The sequence below is a fragment of the Kitasatospora sp. NPDC048296 genome, assembly GCF_043201815.1.
Lineage (GTDB): Bacteria > Actinomycetota > Actinomycetes > Streptomycetales > Streptomycetaceae > Kitasatospora.
In genome coordinates, this window is record NZ_JBICZB010000036.1 from 47118 (window position 1) to 68707 (window position 21590).

The 21590-nt window shown below is 72.2% G+C and carries 19 protein-coding genes and 1 tRNA gene; 7 read left to right on the forward strand and 13 right to left on the reverse strand.

The window, feature by feature from the left end; translation table 11 throughout:
• The first annotated feature begins 248 nt into the window (after positions 1 to 248).
• Positions 249 to 827, forward strand: a complete 579-nt coding sequence (locus tag ACGF12_RS21835; protein WP_393032408.1) for a TerD family protein — start codon at positions 249 to 251, stop codon at positions 825 to 827.
• 149 nt (positions 828 to 976) lie between these two features.
• The gene (locus ACGF12_RS21840) at positions 977 to 2068 is read left to right on the forward strand and encodes a DUF475 domain-containing protein (RefSeq protein ID WP_393032411.1); all 1092 of its coding nucleotides are present in this window, start codon (positions 977 to 979) and stop codon (positions 2066 to 2068) included.
• A gap of 77 nt (positions 2069 to 2145) precedes the next feature.
• Here ACGF12_RS21840 and ACGF12_RS21845 read toward each other — a convergent pair whose 3' ends face one another.
• Entirely contained in the window at positions 2146 to 3378 is a 1233-nt protein-coding gene (locus ACGF12_RS21845; RefSeq protein WP_393032414.1) for a DUF2637 domain-containing protein, read from the reverse strand.
• Positions 3379 to 3753: 375 nt separating this feature from the next.
• Here ACGF12_RS21845 and ACGF12_RS21850 point away from each other — a divergent pair, with 375 nt between their 5' ends.
• Positions 3754 to 4500: a Tellurium resistance gene (locus ACGF12_RS21850; protein WP_393032417.1), complete on the forward strand. Its 747-nt coding sequence runs from the start codon at positions 3754 to 3756 to the stop codon at positions 4498 to 4500.
• Between the two features lie 90 nt (positions 4501 to 4590).
• Here the strand turns inward: ACGF12_RS21850 and ACGF12_RS21855 are convergent, their stop codons facing one another.
• Entirely contained in the window at positions 4591 to 5793 is a 1203-nt protein-coding gene (locus ACGF12_RS21855; protein ID WP_393032420.1) for a TerD family protein, read from the reverse strand.
• A 352-nt stretch (positions 5794 to 6145) separates the two neighbouring features.
• Here ACGF12_RS21855 and ACGF12_RS21860 point away from each other — a divergent pair, with 352 nt between their 5' ends.
• The 3 genes from ACGF12_RS21860 (at position 6146) to ACGF12_RS21870 (ending at position 10810) form a co-directional block, all read left to right on the forward strand.
• The gene (locus ACGF12_RS21860) at positions 6146 to 7339 is read left to right on the forward strand and encodes an HpcH/HpaI aldolase/citrate lyase family protein (RefSeq protein WP_393032423.1); all 1194 of its coding nucleotides are present in this window, start codon (positions 6146 to 6148) and stop codon (positions 7337 to 7339) included.
• 148 nt (positions 7340 to 7487) lie between these two features.
• On the forward strand, positions 7488 to 9974 hold the full coding sequence (locus tag ACGF12_RS21865) for a phosphoribosyltransferase (protein ID WP_393032426.1): 2487 nt from the start codon (positions 7488 to 7490) through the stop codon (positions 9972 to 9974).
• Complete coding sequence (locus tag ACGF12_RS21870) at positions 9974 to 10810, forward strand: HAD family hydrolase (protein WP_393032429.1); 837 nt, start codon at positions 9974 to 9976, stop codon at positions 10808 to 10810. Before ACGF12_RS21865 ends, ACGF12_RS21870 begins: the two co-directional genes overlap by 1 nt.
• Here ACGF12_RS21870 and ACGF12_RS21875 read toward each other — a convergent pair.
• Positions 10807 to 11025: a zinc ribbon domain-containing protein gene (locus ACGF12_RS21875; protein ID WP_393032432.1), complete on the reverse strand. Its 219-nt coding sequence runs from the start codon at positions 11023 to 11025 to the stop codon at positions 10807 to 10809. The two genes, ACGF12_RS21870 and ACGF12_RS21875, sit on opposite strands and share 4 nt — an antisense overlap.
• Before the next feature lie 75 nt (positions 11026 to 11100).
• Positions 11101 to 12429 (reverse strand): hypothetical protein, encoded by a 1329-nt coding sequence (locus tag ACGF12_RS21880; protein WP_393032435.1) that lies wholly within the window; start codon positions 12427 to 12429, stop codon positions 11101 to 11103.
• A gap of 249 nt (positions 12430 to 12678) precedes the next feature.
• On the opposite strand from ACGF12_RS21880, the gene ACGF12_RS21885 reads away from it, so the two are divergent.
• A tRNA-Val gene (locus ACGF12_RS21885) sits at positions 12679 to 12753 on the forward strand.
• 68 nt (positions 12754 to 12821) lie between these two features.
• Here ACGF12_RS21885 and xerC read toward each other — a convergent pair.
• From xerC to ACGF12_RS21930, 9 genes are all read right to left on the reverse strand, one after another.
• Complete coding sequence (gene xerC, locus ACGF12_RS21890; RefSeq protein WP_393032438.1) at positions 12822 to 13964, reverse strand: tyrosine recombinase XerC; 1143 nt, start codon at positions 13962 to 13964, stop codon at positions 12822 to 12824.
• Complete coding sequence (locus ACGF12_RS21895) at positions 13964 to 14155, reverse strand: helix-turn-helix domain-containing protein (RefSeq protein ID WP_393032441.1); 192 nt, start codon at positions 14153 to 14155, stop codon at positions 13964 to 13966. Before ACGF12_RS21895 ends, xerC begins: the two co-directional genes overlap by 1 nt.
• Before the next feature lie 281 nt (positions 14156 to 14436).
• Positions 14437 to 16431, reverse strand: a complete 1995-nt coding sequence (locus ACGF12_RS21900; RefSeq protein ID WP_393032444.1) for a DUF3987 domain-containing protein — start codon at positions 16429 to 16431, stop codon at positions 14437 to 14439.
• Between the two features lie 292 nt (positions 16432 to 16723).
• The gene (locus ACGF12_RS21905; RefSeq protein WP_393032447.1) at positions 16724 to 16906 is read right to left on the reverse strand and encodes a hypothetical protein; all 183 of its coding nucleotides are present in this window, start codon (positions 16904 to 16906) and stop codon (positions 16724 to 16726) included.
• A 24-nt stretch (positions 16907 to 16930) separates the two neighbouring features.
• Entirely contained in the window at positions 16931 to 17182 is a 252-nt protein-coding gene (locus ACGF12_RS21910; RefSeq protein ID WP_393032450.1) for a hypothetical protein, read from the reverse strand.
• Between the two features lie 136 nt (positions 17183 to 17318).
• Positions 17319 to 19529, reverse strand: coding sequence for a cell division protein FtsK (locus ACGF12_RS21915; RefSeq protein ID WP_393032453.1), 2211 nt, complete (start codon positions 19527 to 19529; stop codon positions 17319 to 17321).
• An 87-nt stretch (positions 19530 to 19616) separates the two neighbouring features.
• Positions 19617 to 19937, reverse strand: a complete 321-nt coding sequence (locus tag ACGF12_RS21920) for a hypothetical protein (protein ID WP_393032456.1) — start codon at positions 19935 to 19937, stop codon at positions 19617 to 19619.
• 32 nt (positions 19938 to 19969) lie between these two features.
• Positions 19970 to 21268, reverse strand: a complete 1299-nt coding sequence (locus tag ACGF12_RS21925; protein ID WP_393032459.1) for a hypothetical protein — start codon at positions 21266 to 21268, stop codon at positions 19970 to 19972.
• Positions 21265 to 21564 (reverse strand): hypothetical protein, encoded by a 300-nt coding sequence (locus ACGF12_RS21930; protein ID WP_393032462.1) that lies wholly within the window; start codon positions 21562 to 21564, stop codon positions 21265 to 21267. The genes ACGF12_RS21925 and ACGF12_RS21930 overlap by 4 nt, the downstream gene beginning before the upstream one ends.
• Between the last annotated feature and the right edge of the window lie 26 nt (positions 21565 to 21590).

A 21590-nucleotide genomic window follows, 5' to 3' on the forward strand; every position in this document is an offset into this window, starting at 1 on the left:
GGGGCGCGCCCGCCCCCCGCCTCGCGCTCCCCACGGCGGCCCCCCCCGCCCCCCCCCGCCCCCCCCCCCCCCCCGCGGGCGCCCCCCCCCCCCCCCCCCCCCGCCCCCCCGCCCCGGCTTCGTCCGGGCCCGGTGCGCTGCGAGGATGTGAGTTCAGGAAGTTCAGCCGGCCAAAGCGGGCCGGCCGGGGCCGCGGGGGACTACACCTGTAAGGCGCGCCCCGGGAGAAGCAAGGGAGGAAGAACACCATGGTGGTCACGCTCGCCAAGGGCGGGAACGTCTCGCTCACCAAGGCTGCACCGAACCTGACGCAGGTCCAGATCGGCCTCGGCTGGTCCGCCCGTTCGACCACGGGCGCGCCGTTCGACCTCGACGCGAGCGCCCTGATCTGCGGTGGCGGGCGAGTGCTCGGTGACGAGTACTTCGTCTTCTACAACAACCTCAAGAGCCCCGAGGGCTCGGTGGAGCACCAGGGCGACAACCTCGTGGGCGGCGACGAGACGGGTGACGACGAGCTGATCCTGGTCAACCTGGAGCTGGTTCCGGCGCAGGCGGACAAGGTGGTCTTCGCGGTCTCGATCTACGAGGCCGAGGCCCGGCTGCAGAACTTCGGCCAGGTCCGCAACGCCTACATCCGGGTCGTCAACTCCCTCGACGGCCAGGAGATCGCGCGTTACGACCTGTCCGAGGACGCGTCCAGCGAGACCGCGATGATCTTCGGCGAGCTGTACCGGTACGCGGGTGAGTGGAAGTTCCGCGCGGTGGGCCAGGGCTACGCCTCCGGCCTGCGCGGAATCGCGCTCGACTTCGGCGTCAACGTACAGTGAGGGAATAAATCGGACTTATCGCACCCGACCAACGATCATGAGAACAGAGGGCAGTGCGGGGGTGACCTGACCGGGCTCCGGCCCGGTCAGGCGCCTCGGGACGAGGCCGACCCCGGCACGGCCAGAATCCCGAAAGGTAGCCAACTCCCGTGTTCCTCCGCACATTCGGCTGGTCGTTCGCGATCACCGCCATCGGCCTGATCGCGGCCGGACTGCTCTGGGGAGCCCAAGGCTTCGGCATCGTGCTGATCCTCTCCATCCTGGAGATCTCCCTCTCCTTCGACAATGCGGTGGTCAACGCCACGGTGTTGAAGCGGATGAACCCGTACTGGCAGAAGATCTTCCTGACGGTCGGTGTGCTGATCGCCGTCTTCGGCATGCGGCTGGTCTTCCCGCTGCTGGTCGTCGGCCTGACCGCGAAGCTCAACCCGGCGACGGTGATCGACCTCGCGCTGCACTCCGACAAGACCCACGACGGCCTCACCTACGGCCAGTACCTGGAGGCGGCCAACCCGGCCATCGCGGCCTTCGGTGGCGTCTTCCTGTTGATGATCTTCCTCGACTTCGTGTTCGAGGAGAAGGAGCACAACTGGCTGAGCTGGCTGGAGCGTCCGCTGGAGAAGGTCGGCAAGCTGGACGCCCTGTCCAGCGTCGTCGCCCTGGTCGCGCTGGTGCTGGCCTCCCGCTTCTTCGCCGCGGAGCACGCTGAAACCGTTCTGCTGGCCGGTGTGCTCGGCCTGATCACCTACCTGGCGGTCGGCGGCCTCTCCTCGATCTTCGAATCGGGGCTGGAGGAGGAGGCCGAGCGCGAGGAGGAGGAGGAGAAGGCCGGCAAGTCGATCGTCCAGGTGGCCGGCAAGGCCGCGTTCTTCCTGTTCCTCTACCTGGAGGTGCTGGACGCGTCGTTCTCCTTCGACGGCGTGGTCGGCGCGTTCGCCATCTCCAGCGACATCTTCCAGATCACCCTGGGCCTCGGCATCGGCGCGATGTACATCCGCTCGCTGACCGTCTTCCTGGTCCGCAAGGGCACCCTGGACGACTACGTCTACCTGGAGCACGGTGCCCACTACGCGATCGGCGCGCTGGCGGTGATCCTGCTGGTCGGGATCAAGTACCACATCCCGGAGATCGTCACCGGCCTGATCGGGGTCGCCTTCATCGGGCTGGCGCTCGGGTCGTCCATCCTGCGCAACCGGCGTGAGGGTGCGGCGGAGGAGAAGGAACTGGTCGGCAGCAAGTAGCCCGCCGGGCAAGCACGACGGCCGCCTCCGGGATTCCGGGGGCGGCCGTTCGCGTTGTTCCCGTGGTGCGGGGTCCGTCAGCCCAGCTGCTGTTCGATCGCGCGCAGCTTGCGCTCCAGCGAGTCCAGCTTCGGCATCGACAGCGTGTCGTCGTCGGCCGTCAGGTCGACGGTCGAGCTGCGACGGGTCGAGGCGGAGTCGCCGGTCGACGAGGAGTACGCCGACGAGGAGTAGTCCGACGAGGAGTAGCCCGACGAGGAATAGTCCGACGAGGAGTAGTCCGACGAGGAGTACGTCGAGGACGAGTAGGACGAGGAGGAGTAGGAGGAGCCCACCGCGGCCCGGGGGTGGCGGCCGGTGTCCAGGGCGGCCGGTTTGAACGAGTCGCCGGTGAACCGGTCGGTGGAGGTCTTCGAGGTGGAGGTGGCGCTGTCGTCCCTGGCGGCTAGGGCAGGCTCCGTAGCGCTCGGGCCGTCTCCGGCCGCCGTGAGCGCGGGCACCTGACGCCCGCCGCGGGCCCGGGCGAGCATGCCGCCCTGGCGGGAGATGGCCTTCAGCTCGGCGCGCTCGCGGCGGTCGGCGGTGCGGGCGCGGACCTTGGCGTCCAGCTTCGCCTGGCGCTCCTCGCGCACCTCCTCGACCGCCTCGTCCAGGCTGCGGACGTTCTCCAGCAGCATCAGCGACCAGGCGGCGTAGGTCTCGCGCGGGGCGCGCAGCCAGCGGACGATGCGGATCTGCGGCAGCGGGCGCGGGACGAGGCCCTGCTCGCGCAGCGCGGCCTTGCGGGTCTGCTTGAGCGCGCGGTCGAACAGGATCGCCGCCGAGATCGACATGCCGGAGAAGAACTGCGGGGCGCCGGCGTGGCCCAGGCCGCGCGGGGCGTGCACCCAGTTGAACCAGGCCGAGGCGATCGCGAACACCCAGACCAGCAGGCGGGAGCCGAGCGCGGCGTCACCGTGGCTGGCCTCGCGCACGGCGAGCACCGAGCAGAACATCGCGGCGCCGTCCAGGCCGAACGGGACGAGGTACTCCCAGCCGCCGGACAGGCCGAGGTTCTCGGTGCCGAAGCCGACCAGGCCGTGGAAGGACAGCGCGGCCGCGACACCGGCACAGACGAACAGCAGGGTGTAGGAGGCGATGCCGTAGATCATCTCCTTGCGGCGGCGGCGCTCCTCGCTGCGCTCCCAGGAGTCGGCCGCCTCGTCCTTCTTCGTGCTCTTGAAGCGCAGCGTCGCCAGCAGGACGGCGACGAACAGCAGGGCTACGCCGCCGACGACGGTCCAGACCAACTGTATGGAGGTCAGGTTCATTGCGGGTCGGGCCTCGGGTTTCCGCAGGGGACAGGTTCACAGGGCGACACAGGCGGTCAGGTCCAGCCGTGCGGGCACTGCCTGACGCGTAGTTCGTCTCCGCACGGCGTCCCCAGCCGCCCGCGCAGGGGCGGACGGGACACCTGTGCGGCTAGACGATATCGCGTCCGAAGGGGCGGAATGTTACGGGAGGGCGGCTTCCACGGGCCAATCGACCCACCGGTTCGCGTCGAGGATGGGCGTGAACCGTCCTGTGGGGTAGGGGAATGGGAGGTTCTGGTATCCGCCGGCCGGAGTGATGCCCGATCATGGACCGGCGGATCGTCGACCGGTGGATCGTCAGATCGCCGGACGGAGGAAGGGGGAGAGGACGGGATGGTCTCGATCTGGGAGTACCTGCGCGGGGACAAGAGCTACACCTTCGACAACCCGGGCGCGCTGCACAAGGTCACACTCACCAAGTCGGCGCCGCAGCACGCGATCACCGGCTCGGCCGCCACCACCGGCTACCTCTACGTCAACCTGCACTGGACCATGCGCTCGGGCGCCGTCCGGCCGAGCACCCGGGAGAGCGTCAAGCGCTTCTTCAGCCCCCGGATCCTCAGCCCGCTGGAGCCGGACTCGCCGGGGAGCAACGAGCAGCTGAACGTCGACCTCGACCTGGCCTGCATGTACGAACTCTCGGACGGCAGCCGGGGCGTGGTGCAGCCGCTCGGCGGGTTCTTCGGCGACCTGCGGGAGCCGCCGTACATCAAGCTCAGCGGCGACGACCAGTACGGGGCGCCGTCCGGCGAGACGATGTACGTCAACCTGGAGAAGAAGGACAAGTTCAAGCGGCTGCTGATCTTCGTCTACATCTACGACGGGACCCCGGCCTTCGAACAGACCCACGCGGTGATAACGATCGTGCCGCAGACCGGGCCGCGGATCGAGATCAAGCTGGACGAGCGGGCCCGGTCGGCGCGCTCCTGCGCGGTGGTGCTGATCGAGAACGCGGGGGACAACCAGCTGACGGTGCGCCGCGAGGTGCGGTACGTCAACGGGTTCCAGGCGGACATCGACCGGCTGTACGGGTTCGGGATGCAGTGGCAGCGGGGGTACAAGAACCAGCCGGGGGACTGAGCCTCGCGGCGGGGCCGTTCACGGCGGCCCCGCCGTCGGGGGTGTGCCAGCCGGCGGGGCTCGGACTGCGGGCCCTGCGGCGAGTGCCGGCTAGCGGGGCTGGAACTGCGGGCCCTGCGGCGGGAGGGCGAACTCCTCGCCGGCGGGGGCCTGCACCGGGGGCTGCGGCGGGACGGGCGGCTGCTGGCCGGTGCCGGGCTGGTGCGGCGGGTAGCTCGCGCCCGGGTGCGGCTGCGGCGGGACGGGCTGGTGCGGCTGGTTGGGCTGGGGGTAGCCGTAGCCGGTGCCCGGCTGCGGGGCCGGCGGTGCGGGCGGGTACGGCTGGTTGGGCTGCGGGTAGCCGTAGCCGGTCGCGGGCTGCTGCTGCGGGTAGCCGTACCCGGTGCCGGGCTGCGGCTGGGGGTAGCCGTAGCCGGTGCCCGGCCGGGTCGGCGGCGCGGGCGGGGCCGGCGGGACGTTCGGGGGCGCGGTGGGCGGGGCCGCCGGCGGGGGAGTCATGGTCGGCGGCGCCGTGGGTGGCGGCGGGGTCGCCGGGCCGCTCGCGGCCGGTGCCGGGGCGTGCTGCGGCTGGGCCGGGGGCTGGGGCGTCGGGACGGCCGGGGACAGGGTGAAGGTGCCCGGCTCGGGTCGGACCGCCGGGCGCTGCTCCGGCAGCGGGGTGGCGCGCGGGTCGACCGCGCCGGTGGGGCCGGCGGTGGACGCGGGCGCCGGGGGCGGCGTCGGCCCGGACGCGGGGGCCTGCGCCTCGTCGTCCACGGTGATGCCGAAGTCGGTGGCCAGGCCGATCAGCCCGGAGGTGTAGCCCTGGCCGATCGCCCGGAACTTCCAGGTCCCGCTGCGCCGGTAGAGCTCGCCCGCGACCAGCGCGGAGACGTTCTCGGCGTCGACGATCGCGAACTCGGCGATCGGGGTCGCGCCGTCACCGGTCGTGGCGTCGAACAGCAGCAGCCGCAGCCCCGGGACGGCCCGGAACGGCCCGCCCTCGGAGGAGCCGGCCAGCACCACCCGGTCCACGTCGGCGGGCAGCTTGGCCAGCTCGACCTCGACCGTGTCGATGATCTCGGCGCCGCCGGAGGTGTGCTGCTTGGGCAGGTGGCGCACGAGTCCGGAGGGGTGGCGCGGCTGGTTGTAGAAGACGAAGTCGGCGTCCGAACGGACCTTGCCGTTGGCGCCGAGCAGCAGCGCGGACGCGTCCACGTCCGGCGCACCGGGCGTGGCGCTCCAGCGCAGCACGGCGCGGACCGCCGCCGCCGGCAGTGCGATGTTGGCGCCCTTGGCCATCACGTGCGTCATAGCGGACCATCCTGCCTGTTCGCCACCGCTTCGGACAACGTGACCGGGACCGCGGTGGCTGGGGTGGACTTTGCCAAGACTTGCGCCGGACCGAGGTTTGCCGCCGTCTTCGCCGCCTCCGTGTCAGGACCGTCGGGTGGTCGTCCGGTGAGAGTCCGTGCGGATCCCGACGCCTCGGGATGTTCCGGGAGTTCAGTGCCCAGGAACCGGGAACGGCCGGAAACCGTCCGTACGATGGGCGTTCGAAAGGCCCCCGGGGGCCCGGCGGAGGGGAGTCCGCCGGTGGTGCCTCCAGGTGAAACGTCCAGGTAGAACCGCTGGCCGGAGGCCGTCCACCCCCGAGGAGAGCACCTTGCGCCATTTCGGCCACCTCGCCGACGACGTCCGAGCCCGGCTGTTCCTGGAGCAGCCGAGGACGTTCACCGCGCAGAGCGAGCCGGCGGTGCTCGCCACCGCCCTCGGCGGCACCCTCTACAGCCCCGCCACCAGGCCCGCACTGGCCGCTGACATCCGCAAACAGGCGGCTCGGGGCGTGGTTTCGATGGTGCTGTGCCTGGAGGACGCGATCGCCGACCACGAGGTGGACGCGGGGGAGCGGAACCTGGTCGAGCAGTTGGCTGACCTGGTTCACGATTTCACCGACAGCACACAGGATCACCCGCTCCTCTTCATCAGGGTTCGCGCGGCCTCCCAGATCGCCGACCTGGCCGAGCGGCTCGGCCCGGCCGTCTCGCTGCTCAGCGGCTTCGTGCTGCCCAAGTTCACCCCCGGGGGCGGCGGCGCCTACCTGGCCGCGCTCGCCGCCGCCGAGGCCGCGACCGGGCGGCGGCTGTTCGCCATGCCCGTCCTGGAGTCGCCCGAACTCGCCCACCTGGAGACCAGGCGGGAGCAGCTCTTCGGCATCGCCGAGCTGCTCGCCGGGCACCGCGAGCGGGTGCTCGCCGTTCGGCTCGGTGTCACCGACCTGTGCTCCGCGTACGGGCTGCGCCGCTCGCCCGACCTCACCGCGTACGACGTGGCGCTGGTCGCCTCGGTGATCGGGGACGTGGTCAACGTGCTCGGCCGGGCGGACGGCACCGGGTACACCGTGACCGGGCCGGTCTGGGAGTACTTCCCGGTGCAGGAGCGGATGTTCAAGCCGCAGCTGCGCCGCACCCCGTTCACCGCCTCCGGCGGGACGGCCCTGGCCTCCGGGGAGGAGGTTCGCCGCCGGATCATCGAGCACGACCTGGACGGGCTGATCCGCGAGGTCGAACTCGACCGGGCCAACGGCCTGCTGGGCAAGACCTGCATCCACCCCAGCCACGTCCCCGCGGTGCACGCGCTCTCCGTGGTCACGCACGAGGAGTACTGCGACGCCCGCGACATCCTCCGCCAGGAGCGGGGCGGCGGCGGGGTACTGCGCTCGGCGTACACCAACAAGATGAACGAGGCCCGGCCGCACCGCGCCTGGGCGGAGCGGGTGCTGCTGCGGGCGGAGGTGTTCGGCGTGGCCAGGGAGGACGTGAGCTTCGCGGAGCTGCTGTCCGCCTGTCTGTGCGGCTGACCGCCTGTCCGCGCGGTTGGCCGCTTGTGCGGTTGGCCGCTTGTCCGTGCGGCTGGCCGCCTGCCAGTGCGGCTGACCGTTTGCCCCCTGCGACTGACCGCTACCTGAGTACATGATCCGACAAGCACCATTGAAGGTGGGACCGGCAGTGACCACAGCAGAACAGACGTGGACCGGGCGCTGGGTCGCCGACCGGGCCGGGATAGCGCTGAACGGATCGGAGCGCCTGCCCGAACTCGTCGGTCTGGCCCTGCGGTCCGGCAACCCCCGGCGCGCCCACCTGCTGGTCTCCAGCGTGCTCGGCAAGCACGTCCCCCAGCGGCCCGCCGTGGTGCACGGCGCCGGGCTCGAACTCGGCCGTCGGGTAGCGGACCTGCTCGGCGCCGAGGCGGCCGCGCGGGCCGTCGTGCTCGGCTACGCGGAGACCGCCACCGGCCTCGGCCACAGCGTCGCCGACGGCCTCGACGCCCCGTACCTGCACTCCACTCGCCGGCCCGTCCCCGGGATCGCCCCGCTCGGCGGCTTCGAGGAGGAGCACTCGCACGCCACCGCCCACCTGCTGCTCCCCAGCGACCCCGGACTCCTCGCCGGGGACGGCCCGTTGGTGCTGGTGGACGACGAGCTCTCGACCGGCCGGACGGTCCTCAACACCATCCGCGAACTGCACGCCCGCCACCCGCGCGGCCACTACGTCGTCGTCGCCCTGGTCGACCTGCGCTCGACCGACGACCGGGCCCGGCTCGCCGGGGCCGCCGCCCGACTCGGCGTCCGGCTGGACGTGGTGGCCACCGCGAGCGGCGGCGTCGACCTGCCCGGGGACATCGTCGAGCGGGCCGAGAAGCTGATCGCTTCGGTGCCCCCGGCCGTCGTGCCCGCGGCGGTCACCCCCGCCCCGCTGGTCCGGGTCCGACTGGACTGGCCCGCCGGGCTCCCGGACGGCGGCCGGCACGGCTTCACCGCCCGCGACCGCGAGCGGCTCGACACCGTACTGCCCTCGCTGGCCGGGCAGTTGGCGCAGGCCGTGCCCGCTACGGCGGAGCGGGTGCTGGTACTCGGCTTCGAGGAGCTGATGTACGCCCCACTGCGGCTGGCCGAGGCGCTCGCCCAGCGGCTCGGCGGTGACCGCGTCCGCTACTCCACCACCACCCGCTCGCCCGTCCTCGCCGTCGACGACCCCGGCTATGCCATCCGCACCCGGCTGGCCTTCCCCGCCCACGACGACCCGCGGGACGAGGCCTCGCGCGAACGCTACGTCTACAACGTCGCCCCCGGCACGGACCGGGCCCGCCGCTTCGACGCCGTGGTGCTGGTGGTGGACGACGTCGCCGACACCCCGGCCCTGCACCAGGGCGAGCGCGCGCTGCTGCGCCAACTGCGGCAGGTCACCGACCGGGTGGTGCTCGCGGTGCTGCCCTCGCACCGGCCGGCGCTCCCCATCCCGCTGTACGGGCCGGAGTTCTCCTCGTACCGCCCCGAGGAGGTGGCCTGGCTGCTCAAGGACCTCTCCGACGTCCCGCTCGAAGCCCCCACCGAGGAGCGCGAGGAGGCCGTTCAGAACGGCGGCGCCCACTACGCCGAGTCGCTGCCGGTCGAGTACCGGCCCAGCCCCGAGTACCAGGAGCTGTTCCACGAGGCGCTGCGCGGCTCCGCCGACCGGATCGCGCTCGCCGTCGGCACCGTCGCCGAGACGCTGCTGCGCGAGCGCGGGCCCGGACTGGTGCTCGCCTCGCTGGCCCGGGCCGGGACACCGGTCGGCATCCTGATCCGCCGCTGGCTGGCCTTCGCCCACGGCCTCGACGTCCCGCACTACGCGGTGTCGATCGTCCGCGGCCGGGGCGTCGACCCGGTCGCCCTGCGCTACCTCGCCGCCCACCACCGGGCGGCGGACGTGGTCTTCGTGGACGGCTGGACCGGCAAGGGCGCGATCACCCGCGAACTCGCCGACGCGCTGGCCGGCACCGGCTTCGACCCCGACCTCGCGGTGCTCGCCGACCCGGGCCGCTGCGTCCGGACGTACGGCACCCGGGACGACTTCCTGATCCCGTCCGCCTGCCTCAACTCCACGGTGTCCGGGCTGGTTTCGCGCACCGTGCTGCGAGCCGGGCTGATCGGGCCGGAGGACTTCCACGGGGCCAAGCACTACGCCGAGCTGGCCGGAGGCGATGTCTCGGCCGCCTTCCTGGACACCGTGGCCGGGTGCTTCGCCTCGGTTACCGCCGCCGCCGTCGGGGAGGCCGAGCGGCTGGCCGCCGACCCGGACCGTACGCCCGACTGGGCCGGCTGGGCCGCAGTGGAACGGATCAGCGCCGAGTACGGGATCGACGACGTCAACCTGGTGAAGCCCGGCGTCGGCGAGACCACCCGGGTGCTGCTGCGCCGGGTCCCCTGGCGGGTGCTGGCCCGGCGCGGCGCCGGTGCCGACCTCAACCACGTGCGGCTGCTCGCGGCCCAACGCGGCGTCGTGGTCGAGGAGGTGGACGGACTGCCGTACACCTGTGTCGGCCTGATCCACCCCCGCTACAGTCGGGGCGCGACCGGGGCGACCGGTCGGGCCGTGACGGGTCGGGCTGTGGAGGGTCGGGCTGTGGAGGGTCGGGCTGTGACGGGTCGGGCTGTGACGGGGAAGGAGTCCTGATGGGCGGGGCGGCTACGGCTGACGTGGTGGTCGCCAGCGACCTGGACCGTACGCTCATCTACTCCGAGCGGGCCCTGGCCCTGGACGTCCCCGACCGGCGGGCGCCACGGCTGCTCTGCGTCGAGGTGCTGGACGGGCGGCCGCTGTCCTTCCTGACCGAGCGGGCGGCTTCGCTGTTGGTCGAGCTGGGGCGCGAGGCCGCGTTCGTCCCCGCGACGACGAGGACCGTCGAGCAGTACCGGCGGGTCAACCTGCCCGGCCCGACGCCGACTTACGCGATCTGCGCGAACGGCGGACAGCTGCTGGTGGACGGCGAGCCGGACCAGGACTGGCGCCGCGAGATCACCGCCCGGATCGCGGCCGGCTCGGCGCCGCTGGAGGAGGTGGTCCGGCGGCTCGCGCTGTGCGCCGACCCGGAGTGGACGCGCAAACGGCGCGTCGCCGACGAGTCGTTCGCCTACCTGGTGATCGAGCGCGACCGGCTCCCGGACGGCTGGCTGGCCGAGCTGGCCGGCTGGTGCGCCGAACGCGGCTGGCGGGTCTCGCTGCAGGGACGGAAGGTGTACGCCGTGCCGGAGCCGCTCGGCAAGAGCGCCGCGCTCGCCGAGGTCGTCCGGCGCGGCGGGGCGGGCACCGTGCTCGCGGCCGGGGACTCGCTGCTGGACGCCGACCTGCTGCTCGCCGCCGACGCCGCCTGGCGGCCCGGGCACGGCGAACTGGCCGACAGCGGCTGGACGGCCCCCGGCGTCACCGCCCTGTCGGAGGTGGGGGTGGCGGCGGGGGAGGAGATCGTCCGTCGGTTCCTGGCCGCCGCCGTCCGGCCGCTTACGGACTAACCGCAGCAGCCACCGCCGCAGCAGCCGCCCCCGGAGGCCGGTTGCGGCGCGGCTCCGGCGGCACCGGCGGCGCCGGTCACGGCGACGGTGGACAGCAGCTTCACCGTGTCCTGGTGGCCCTCAGGGCAGACGGCGGGGTCGTTGGCCTGCGCCATCGGGCGGCTGAGCTCGAAGGTGGCGCCGCAGGAGCGGCAGCGGAAGTCATAGCGTGGCATAACGGCAGGGTACCGACGGGCGGTGTGGTCGGTGGACCGGTCATCGGTGTTATCGATGTCTTGGTGTCATCGGTGCTATCGATGGCCGAGATCGCCGCGGATCATGCCGATCACCTGCGCCGCCGTCTCCCGGACCGCCGCCAGCTCGGTCAGGAAGTGCCAGTAGTCCGGGTGCCGGCCGGCCGCCCGGAGGGTCGCCACCGCCCGGTCCAGCCGGGCCACCGCCTGGTCCAGCGGGGCCGCGTGCCGCGGGTCCGGCGCGCTGCGGCCCGCCATCGCCAGGCGCTGCGCGTCCCGGACGGCGAAACGGGCCCGCTCGATCTCCCGGTTGGGGTCGTGCTGCACCTCGTTCAGCTGGCGCAGCCGCTCGTTCACGGCGAGCACCGAGCCGTCGGCGGTCTCCAGCAGCGCGCGGACCGTACCGATCGCGGCCGTGGCGTCCGCCCAGTGCTGCTCGTCCCGGGCCCGGGCGGCCTCGGCGAGCTTGCGCTCGGCGGCGCGGCCGGTCTCCGCGACCTGCTCGGGCACTCGCTGGAGGTCCTGCCAGCAGGCCGTGCTGAACCGGCGGCGCAACTCGCTCAGCGCGGGCTCCACCGTCGCGGCCTTGGTCTCCAGCGCCTGGATCCGGGTCCGCAGGCTCGACACCCGCCGGTCGAGCTCCCGGGCCCGCTCCGGCAGCTGCGCGGCATCCGCGGTGATCGCCTCGGCGCGCCGGCGCACGTCGTCGGCGCGGCCCAGCGTGGCGGCCACGCCGTGCCGTGCCGGGCCCTCGTTCAGCCGAGCCAGCTCCGGGGCCAACTCGGCCAGCCGGGCCGCCGGCTCGTCCGCCCGCAGGCCGGCGCCGCGCACCTCGTCCAGCGTGGTGGTGGCCTGCAGCAGCGCGCGCTTGGCCTGCTCGACGGCCGGGGCGACCCGCATCAGCTGCTGCTCGGCGTGCCGGAGGGTCGGCTGCAGACGGCGCAGGAAGTCGTTCAGCTCGGCGCGGGCCGAGCCCAGCTGGCCCTTCACGTCCTCCAACAGGCGCCGGGCCTGGGCGGCCGAACCGGCGTCCAGCGCCTCGCTGTCGAGGTCGTGGGCGTCCAGGGCAGCCAGATAGTTCACGGTGACCTGCTCGACCCGGCCGGAGATCGCCGGCAGCTCGGCCAGCGCGCGCTGCGCCGTCGCGTCGTCCTCGGCGGCGCGCACGGTCTCCACCGCGAGCTTCACCTCGCGCTGGGTCTCGTCCAGCTCGTAGAACGCCTCCTGCGCCGCGGCCCGGGCCTCCTTGGCCTCCGCCCGCACACCCTCCCCGACGCCACGCCGACCCCACCAGCCGCCATTTCCGGCCGACGCCAGCGCGACCGCCCCCAACGCCCCGGCCAGCACCACCGGCAGCACCAGCGCATCCCCGACGGACCCCGCCACCCGACGCCGCCCCCGCCGCCCGCTCCCGCCGGCCACCGCCACTGCGCGCTCCCTGCTCCGACTACCCGCTGATCGCGCCCATTCTCCCCGATACCACCCTCACGAGGGCACCCCGGTCCCGTGCCCTCCCCCGCTCCCCGGGCCCGCCGGTACGCCTGCCCCGCCACCCCACCGACCGCCCGCGCCACCACCACCTCCCGGGACCAGGTAACCTAGGCACTCGTCGTGCGCCCGTCGGGCCACGAACGGGGGCGCGTAGCTCAGTGGTAGAGCGCTGCTCTTACAAAGCAGATGTCGGCGGTTCGAAACCGTCCGCGCCCACCAGCGCAAAAGGCCCGCAGCGATCATGCTGCGGGCCTTTTGACTGCAGTGATTGACGGCAACCGCTGATGTCAGTCGGTCTTGCGGCGCCTCTTGAGCAAGCGGTCCATGTGCCCAAGGGCCTCGCGCCGGGTCTCCTCCGAGACGTGCGTGTAGACGTTCATGGTCACGGCGATCTGGGAGTGCCCCAGGATCTCCATCACCACCCGCGGGGCGACGCCGGCGGCGAACAGGATGGTCGCGCAGCCGTGCCGGGTGTCGTGGAGGCGGATGCGCGGCAGACCGGCGTCGGCGCCGATCCGCTCGAAGGACCGGCTGAGGTTCCGGGGCTCGATCGGACGGCCGGTCCGGGTGGTGAACACGTACCCGGTGTCCTCCCACTCCTGGCCGGCGTTCTCCCGCTGCTTCGTCTGCTGGAACCGCCGCCAGCGCAGGGGGGCGATGCACATCGCCGGCAGCGGGATCGCCCGCGTCCGGCGGTTCTTCGTGCTGTCGGCGTACAGCTCTTTCTGCACGCGCTGGAGCTGGGTCCGAACGGTGAGCTTGCGGCCGTCCAGGTCGATGTCGCTCCAACGCAGGCCCAGGATCTCGCCGCGCCGCAGGCCCAGCGTGATGGCCAGCACGAACGCGGTGTACAGCGGGTCCGGGCGCGCGGCCTCCAGGAAGGTGACCGTTTCGTCCAGCGTCCACGTCTTCATCTCGCGCACCTCCACGCGCGGGGCCGGGACCAGGGTGGCCACGTTCCGGCTGATCAATTCCTCACGGCATGCGGCCGTGAGGGCCGTACGGAGGACGCGGTGAGACTCCTTCGCCGTGGCGGCGGAAGCCTCCCGCGCCACGGTGCCGACGAGACGGCGCACGTCGGGGACGCTCAGGGACTCCAGGCGCTTGGTCCCGATGTTCGGGATCAAGTAGCGCCTGACGTGGGTCTCGTACTTGGCGTACGTGGTCTTCTTGCGCTGGGGCCGGATGAACTCCTCCAGCCAGTAGGGGAGCCACTCGGAGAGCTTCTGCGAGCGAGTCGGGGTGGGCACGCCGTCCCGGGCGCGCTTCACCAAGTCCTGGCGCTTGGTGTCGCACTCCTCCCAGGTGTCGCCGTAGACGGTCTTGCGCTTGCGGGTGCCGTCGGGCTGCGGGACGTACACGCGCCCCTCGTATCGGCCGTCTTTGCGCTGCCAGATGCTGCCGGCGCCGTTCGGGTTCTTTCGGGCCATCAGGGACGGTTCTCCTCAGTTTTGTTGTGGATGTAGTCGGCCAGGCTGTCGACGGCGACGCGCCGGCAGCGGCCTTCGGTGAAGCTGACGAGCGTCTTGGAGCGGATGAGGTCGTAGACCTTGCTGCGGCTCATACGGAGGGCGGCCATGACTTCCGGGACGGTCAGGACTTCGGGGATGGCGATGGCCATGGGTTCTCTCCTGGTGCGACGTCGGCAGGACGGGAACGCGAAGGAGCACGGTCGTGACTGCGGAGCGTTATGGCGCCCCTGTGTGGGCGGGCCTGGGGGCCGGAAAGTGTCAGGGATGTCAGGGAAAATCACTGACCTGCGACTTTGGCTCCTGGCGGGGCGTCAGGGATTGTCAGGGATGTCAGGGGAATTCGCCTTTTCCCTGACATCCCTGACGTTCCATGACGGGCGGTCAGGACCTGTTTTGGCTGGTCAGGGATTTTCCCTGACATCCCTGACGGTTACGGGGCTTCCGTCGTGTCCACGGGGGTGGCGAGGGAGGGGTGGACACGGAACGTCACGGCGGGCTGGCGGCCTCGGCGGCCGTCCGTGGGGGGCTGGTCGGTGCGGAGGTAGCCGTGCTGTTCGAGGAGGGTGAGGGCGGGTTCGACGTCGGCGACCTTCTTGAATCGGCGGCTGCTGGCGACGGCGTCGTGGGCCTTGATGTGGGTGCGGTGGGTGCCGTCCTGCTTGGGGCGCTGGAGCCACTGGAGGATGGCGTGGGCGTCCTCGGTGGCGGGGTCGGCAGCGATGAGGTCGAAGACGGCGAGGGTGTGGGCGGTGTAGTAGTCGGCGATCTGGGCGGCACGCTCGACGGTGGCGGCCTCCAGATCGGCGCGCCAGGCGCCCTGGTCCTGGTCGGGGGTGATGTGGTCGGCGAGGTGGAGAAGGACGGCGATGCGGGCGATGTGGCCGACGAGCTTGCCAGCCCAGTCCTTGATGTGGGCGAGCGGCTGGTCGGGGCGGAGTTGGACCTCGACGCGCTCCTGGAGCTTCTCGACGGCGAGGTCGGCGGCCTGGTTCATGGCGACGGTGACCGGTTCGGCGAGGTCGGTCATGGCGCGGAGCAGGCGGGTGAGGTTGCGGTCATAGGCGTTCGCCGCGGCGGCGGGGATCGGGGTGGTACGGATCTTGCGGTAGCCGAGGTTGGAGGGCGGGAGGGAGTAGAGGAAGCGGGCGAGCAGGCCGCGGTCGCGGGCGCCGGGGGCGGCGCCGAGTTCCTGCAGGACGGCGGGCTGCGGGGTGACGCCGATGGTCAGGGCGGGCTTGTCGACCGTGGGCTGTGCGCGGGTGGTGCGCTCGGCCTGGAGGCGCTCGCCCTTGTGGGCCTGGAGGAACACGCCAAGGTTCGGCTTGCTGGAGTAGCGGCCGACGATGCTGTCGAACAGGTCACCCTCGGGGGAGAGCGCGGCGAGGCAGCGGTGCATGGAGAGCTGGCTGTTGACGGCCTCCGGGGTGATGTCCCCGGACAGCGTCAGACGCGGGCTCGGCGGGACGGTGATCTCCTCGGCGAGCATTTTCGCGGCGGAGACCTCCGAGACAAGCTGGGTGCGGTCGAGGTCGGGGTTCTTGCGGGCCTTGGCCATCAGGGCCTCGACCTCGGCCAGTGCGGCGTCCTTGGCGGTCTCGGCCTCGATGATCGCCGCCCTGGCGCCGGCCTGGAGCTCCGCCTCGACTTTGTAGACCGGGCCCATCGTGAACGCGAACACGTCGGACTTGCGGCTGGCCGGGGGCATTGCGCAGGTCAGGTAGAGGTTGGACTGCTCGCGCCAGCCGGGCCGGATCTCCACGCCCACGCGCCCGCCGGCGGCGGTCGACAGAGCGGCCAGCGCCATGGTGGCGGCGGCATCGGGCGGGGTCTGGGTGAATTCGGCGACTGCCTCGACGTAGGCGCCGACCCATCCGGGCAGGGCCTGGACGGGGAAGGTCGGCAGGCCGGTGTGGGAGCCGAGCGGGACGGGATCGAGCCAGGTGTCACCCGCGGCGAGGTCCGCGAGTACGGACAGGGCGGCGGTGCGGACGGTCTCCAGGTCAGCCTGGTCGTCGCCGGCCATGTGGGCCAGGCGGCTGGTGTTGGTGCCGATCCGGCGGCGTTCGGCTGCGATGCGCACGATCTCGGCGTAGTAGTCGCCGTTGGCGGCGGTGGGGGTGGCCTCGATGCAGGTGTGCAGGTAGCCGGGCCCGCCAATGCGGCCCAGGTCGCCCTGGGCGCGCAGGACTCCGGTCAGCAGCAGTGGGTCGACCGGCCGCTCTCCGCTGGCCATGCGGACGATGGTGCGCCAGATCGTCTCGTGCGCGGGGTGGTAGAACGCGCTCGGGTCGCCGAGCTGGGCGGCCAGCGCCGGGATCTGCGCAGGGTCGAGCAGGGCGGAGCCGATGACGGCCTGCTCAGCGCCCTTGACCTCGGCGGGCTCGGGCCGGAACGGGATCACGTTCGGGGCGTACTCGGTGCTCAACGGGGCTCCTTTCGGGCGGAGCGGGGCGGCCTGCACCCGGGGCAGGGCGGGGTGCGGGCCGTCGGCACGAGGAGCTCGCGGATCCAGACCGCCGGCCGTCGTTTGATGGCTTTGAATGCGGCCCGCAACAGTGGGCAGGGGGTGGAGTGGTGCATGCTTGGAGCACCTCTTATTCCTGGATGGGATGGAGGCCGGGGCAGTGGGCTTCCTGATCCGTCGTCCGCTGCCCCGGGCATGGCTGACGCATCAACAACCGGCCTTGCCGCCGGTCAGTCGGGCGTCGACTGGTGGCTCAGCGGCCGGCCGTGGTGAGCGCGGTGAGCAGGGCGTGGATGGGGCTTGCCACCACAGTCGCGGCGGCGGTGAAACCCGAGAGCCAGACCGCAGCGGCGGCGAGGGTGCTGACTCGCTTGGCCCAGACAAGAACCACGGTGATGACGAAGAAGATCAGAGCGGTGGAGACGGTGACGGCCATGGCCGGACTCCCTTCGTGAGGACGTCAGCGGGCGCCGGCCCACAGACGGCGCGCGAGGTTGTAGAGGTGGCGTCCGACGCGGATGCGCTTGCCGATGCCGTCGCAGCGGCGGCAGTGCTTCCCGCGGCACGGCCGGCCGCGGCGGTCGTACTTGAGGTGAAAGCCGAAGCCGCGGCACTTACGGCAGTCGCCGAACGGGCTGGCCACACAGAGCAGTGCGTAACCCAGCGTGATGCACAGCAGGACGGGGCTAGCGGTCAGCAGGGCGCTGGACATGCATCCTCCCTGGTGTTTACGGGCGCCCCGAGATACGGGGCGCTAGGCGATAGATCCCTGTTCAGGGCGGTTTGAGCGTGCTAGCGGGGGCGCTAGGTCTAGCGGGTGCCGGTGCTAGACCTAGCGCCGACGGCGGTCAGGCCGCATCGCGCTTCTGATCACGCTTCGTAGCAGCGGCGACGATGTGAGCGCGGGTGATGCCGCGCCGGTTGGCGCCCTTACCGTCCTCGGCGGTGCCCCAGACCTGGCCGGTGCTGATGCCGTGCGGTTTGAGGGCGGCGGTCAGCTGGTCGGGCGCCCACCCGGCGTAGACCGCCGAGCGGAGCTCCGCGAGCCGGGCGACGACGGTCTCCGACCACACCTTCGCCTCGACTGCCGGGACGACGGCGAGGATGTCCGCCAGCAGGTCGTAGGACGGCCCGTCGGCCGGCGTGCTGTCCTTGCCGACGGCGTATCCGGTGAGCAGGCCGGCCCGCTCGCGCACCGCCCGGGCACGGGTGGCGACGGCTTCGGCCGTGGGGGCGTCGATGTTGACGGCCCGCACGATCCGGGCGTCCGCGCCTTCACCGACGAAGTAGGCGATGCCCTTGTCGGCCCAGGCGAACGTGGTGGCCCGGATGCCGTTGCGGTAGGAGCTGGTGCCCAGGACCATGTCGTTCTCCAGCTGGCCCATGACCTTGAGGCACAGCCGGACGGAGGCGTTGGCGCTGATGCCGGTCGGCAGCGACTTGGCGTCCGGGCGCTGTGTGGCGAGCAGGAGAACGATGCCGGTCGCCGGGCCGCGCTTGACGAGGTCCGTGCAGATCTCCTCCAACTCACGCCCGTAGAGCTGGTGTTCAAACCACTTCTGGCACTCGTCCACGCCGATGACGATCGGGTGCAGCCCCAGCGACTTCTTGTCGGCCAGTTCGCTGGTGACCTTGGACTCGGGGCAGATGTCTCGCGGAAGGGAGCGGATCACCTTGGCGCGGCGGCGCAGTTCCTCGCGGATCGCGCGCATGTCCTCCAGGGCGTACTTGATGTCCTCGTCGTCCTCGCCGGCCCGGTGGCGGTGCGAGACCTTCTCCCCGACCGGGTCCAGGTCGCCGGTGCCCTTGAGGTCGTAGGTGTGCAGCTCGGCGCGCGGGTCCAGGGCCGCGATCAGCAGGAGCAGGCGTAGCAGGAAGGTCTTGCCCATGCGCGGGATGGCGCCGATGACGCCCGCGACGTACATCAGGGTGACGTCGACCCAGCGTCCGCGCTGGTCGGTGGCGAAGCCAACCGCCTTGAACAGGTCCACGGTCCCGGCCTTGAGCAGCGGCCACTCCGGCTGGCGCGTCTTGTTCATGTCCTGGTCGCCGACCCAGAGCGCCATCATGCCCGGGTGCTCGCCCGCCATCGGCTCCGGCCACACACAGCCCAGCGGCCGGCGCAGACCGGAGGCCAGCTTGTCGCGCTTCTCCATCACCTCGCCGACCGTGACTCCGGGCGGGAGCTGGACGTCGGCGCGCCAACCAGGCCCGTCGCGGGTGATCGGAGCCGTGAAGTCCACGCGGCCACCCTTGGAGAGGTACTGGGTCATACCGCTGATGGCCAGCACGGACAGCGCCCGTTCCACCATCTCAGAGGTCAGTCGCTGTACCGTCGCCGCAACCACCGCTCGGGCGATCAGCGGCTGATCGGCCGGTGCCCCTGCTGCACCGAGGCCGAGCACAACGGCGGCGACGAGTGCCAGTTGGATCCAACCGGGAGTGCTCAGCACCAGCAGCGGGACGAACGCAGCGACGGTCAGGGCGTACAGGACTATGAGCCAGCCGCGCGCGGCAACCCGCCGGTCACGTTGACGGGTCAGCTTCAGGTACAGCTCGGCGTCCTCGGTGGCGACGGCGTACGCGCGGATCGGCTCGCCTTCGAGGTCGCGCGTCCACCGACGGAACTCCCGCATCGCGCGGGACGCACCGCGGGGCGAGCGCACCGCGAGCTTGCCCGCGTAGGCCGGCAGGCGGGCCGCGTGGAAGCCGATCGTGTGGGCGTAGTGGCCCACCGTCCAGCGAGCCGCTGCCTGAAACTCGGTTTTGCTCCGGAGCCAGGCCGGGACCACCGGTCGGCGCTTCTCCGCCTGGACGCGCTCCAGCCACCCGGGACCGGCAGGCGCCGGCTTGTCGACCGGCGCGGCGGGTGCGTCCTCGTACACCGAGTCCGTCTCCGGGTTGCCCTGGTTGACGGCCGGGGCAGGTTCGGTGCCGTGCCGCTCACGCTGGGGCCCGCCCTGGCCGAGGCCGGCCGGGCTGCCATCGCGGTCGGCGTTCAACTCGGCTTCGAGGCGCGCGAACAACTCGCGCGCGTCGTTGTCGTCGTCGTGGTTCACTGTGGATCCTTCCTCATGTCGGTGGCGAAGGGGACCGGGACGCGCTGTGCTGCCAGGCGGGGCGTGTCCCGGGAGTTTGTCGGCGTCTCAGAGCGAGCGCGCCGTGTCGGCTTCGGCGACGACGTCCGGAACGTTCTCCGGCTCGGCCCCGCCTGGCCCGTCCAGCTGCCACGGCTGTGCCCCGGCGGCGTAGTCCCGGGCCAGCTCCAGGAACGTTTGCGCCGCGCTGGCCAGCGCCTCCGCGAACGCGAGGTGCGCGGCGGGACCGTCAAACTTCGGGCTCGGGCCGAAGATGTCGACCTCGCCCGTCACGGTCGCCAGCCTCAGAACGGGGCAACCGTCGGCCTGTCGCTTCCCGGTGACCGTGATCTCGGGAGAGGCGTGCACGTACGTCACGATGAGGTTCATCGCACAGTCCATTCAGGTTGGGGATGACTCGGTCACTTGTCGGTCGCGCCGACGGGGGCGGGCTGCCGTTCCGTCCGGACGGTCCGGATCTGCTTGGCACCCCACTCGGGGGACATGCCGTGTGTCCGCCCGATCTCGGTCGGCGAGGGAACGCGGCCGTCGGCGAGTGTGCGCCGGATCGAGGCCCGTGCCGCACGACGCTTCGCCTCCATCGCGGCGTCGTCCGGTGCGGCCGGTACGGCCGGCACGGAGGTTGTACGGGGCGTGCGCTTTGCGCTTGTACGGCCCCTGAGCTGGCTGTACGGGGTTGTACGCCCCGCTGGCGGCACTGCCAGTGCCGAGCCGTTGGCGTCGGCCCGCAGGAGTGCGGCGACCGGGCGGGCAGCGGCGAAGCCGGCTTCCACGGCGGCCCGCGGATCGGTCGTCCACAGCGCAGGCCGACCGGCGGCAGGCTGGGCGAGCAGGTCCACGTCGGCCCGATCCCCCGGGCACAGGTACTTCGCCACCGCCGCTGACGCCTTGGCGTGCGCGTCGAGCAGGTCCGCGGTAACCCCCGGCTCGGCACCGTGCACCGCTCGCCAGGCCAGCGCCCACAACTCGTCCGACGCCAGCTCCGAAGGCAGCGCGCTGGCCAGCCACCTCGCGGTCTGCGCCACCTTGCGGTGATGGCGCCTTCGCCGGCGGTCGCGCCGTGCCTGGCGCGGGTCGCTGACGCCCTCCCGCTGCGAGTGCAAGTACATGTGCCAGGTGATCGGTGCTGCGAGCGAACCGCACGCGGCCACGACCGCGAAGCCGATCCCCCACATCTGCGCGCCGTGGGTGAGATTGACGCCCGCGGCGGCCAGGGCCGCGACCCAGATGCCCGCGTGGTGTACCGCCGCGGACAGGCCGCGCGCGTCCCGCACCCGGCCTTGCAGTGCGAAGACCCATGTCAGGGACTCCAGTGCGCTCCCGCCGGCCAGCGCCATCGGCAGCGGCCAGCGCTGAGCGAGAAAGCTGATCTGCGCCGGCAGCGCCACCACCACGAACAGTGCGATCACCGCCAGAGTGGCCAGCAGCGCCGCGCGGCCGGTCAGAGCTTCGCGGCGGTCGGCCCACCTTCGTGTCCGCTCGGAGCGCCGCCGCGCCCTGCGCCGCTCGCGCTCGGCCTCCGCGGCCGCCCGCAACTCGGCCAACGCCTCCTGGCGCTCCCGCTCGGCGGCCATGCGCGCGCTCAGTGCCACGGCATCGGCCTCGGCGCGGTCCCGCCCGGCCTGTGCCCGCGCGAGCTCCACGGCGACCGCGTCCAACTGCCGTGCGGCCCGCGAACTGTAGACGGTCGGCCGGCTCATGCGGCCGTTCCCGGCCGGAACGACCGGCAGTCGGCGCAGCGTGTCACGAACGTGGCGGCGTCCAGCAGCAGCTCCGCGACGTACGCGACCAGCTCAGGCGCGTCCTCGCGGAGGTCCGCCAGGATGCCCTGGGCAGCGTCCACGCGAACAGCGCGCTCAGCGTCGGACTCGCCCGCCCGGCCGACGAACAACTCATGGAGAAACTCCGGGAGTTGCTCGTCTTCTGACAGTCGACCGACCTGCTCTTCGAACTCCTCGGCCTCGCCGGACTGTCGATCGTGTAACGAAGTGCGCATGCTTCTCCTGCTCCTGGAAGGGATGG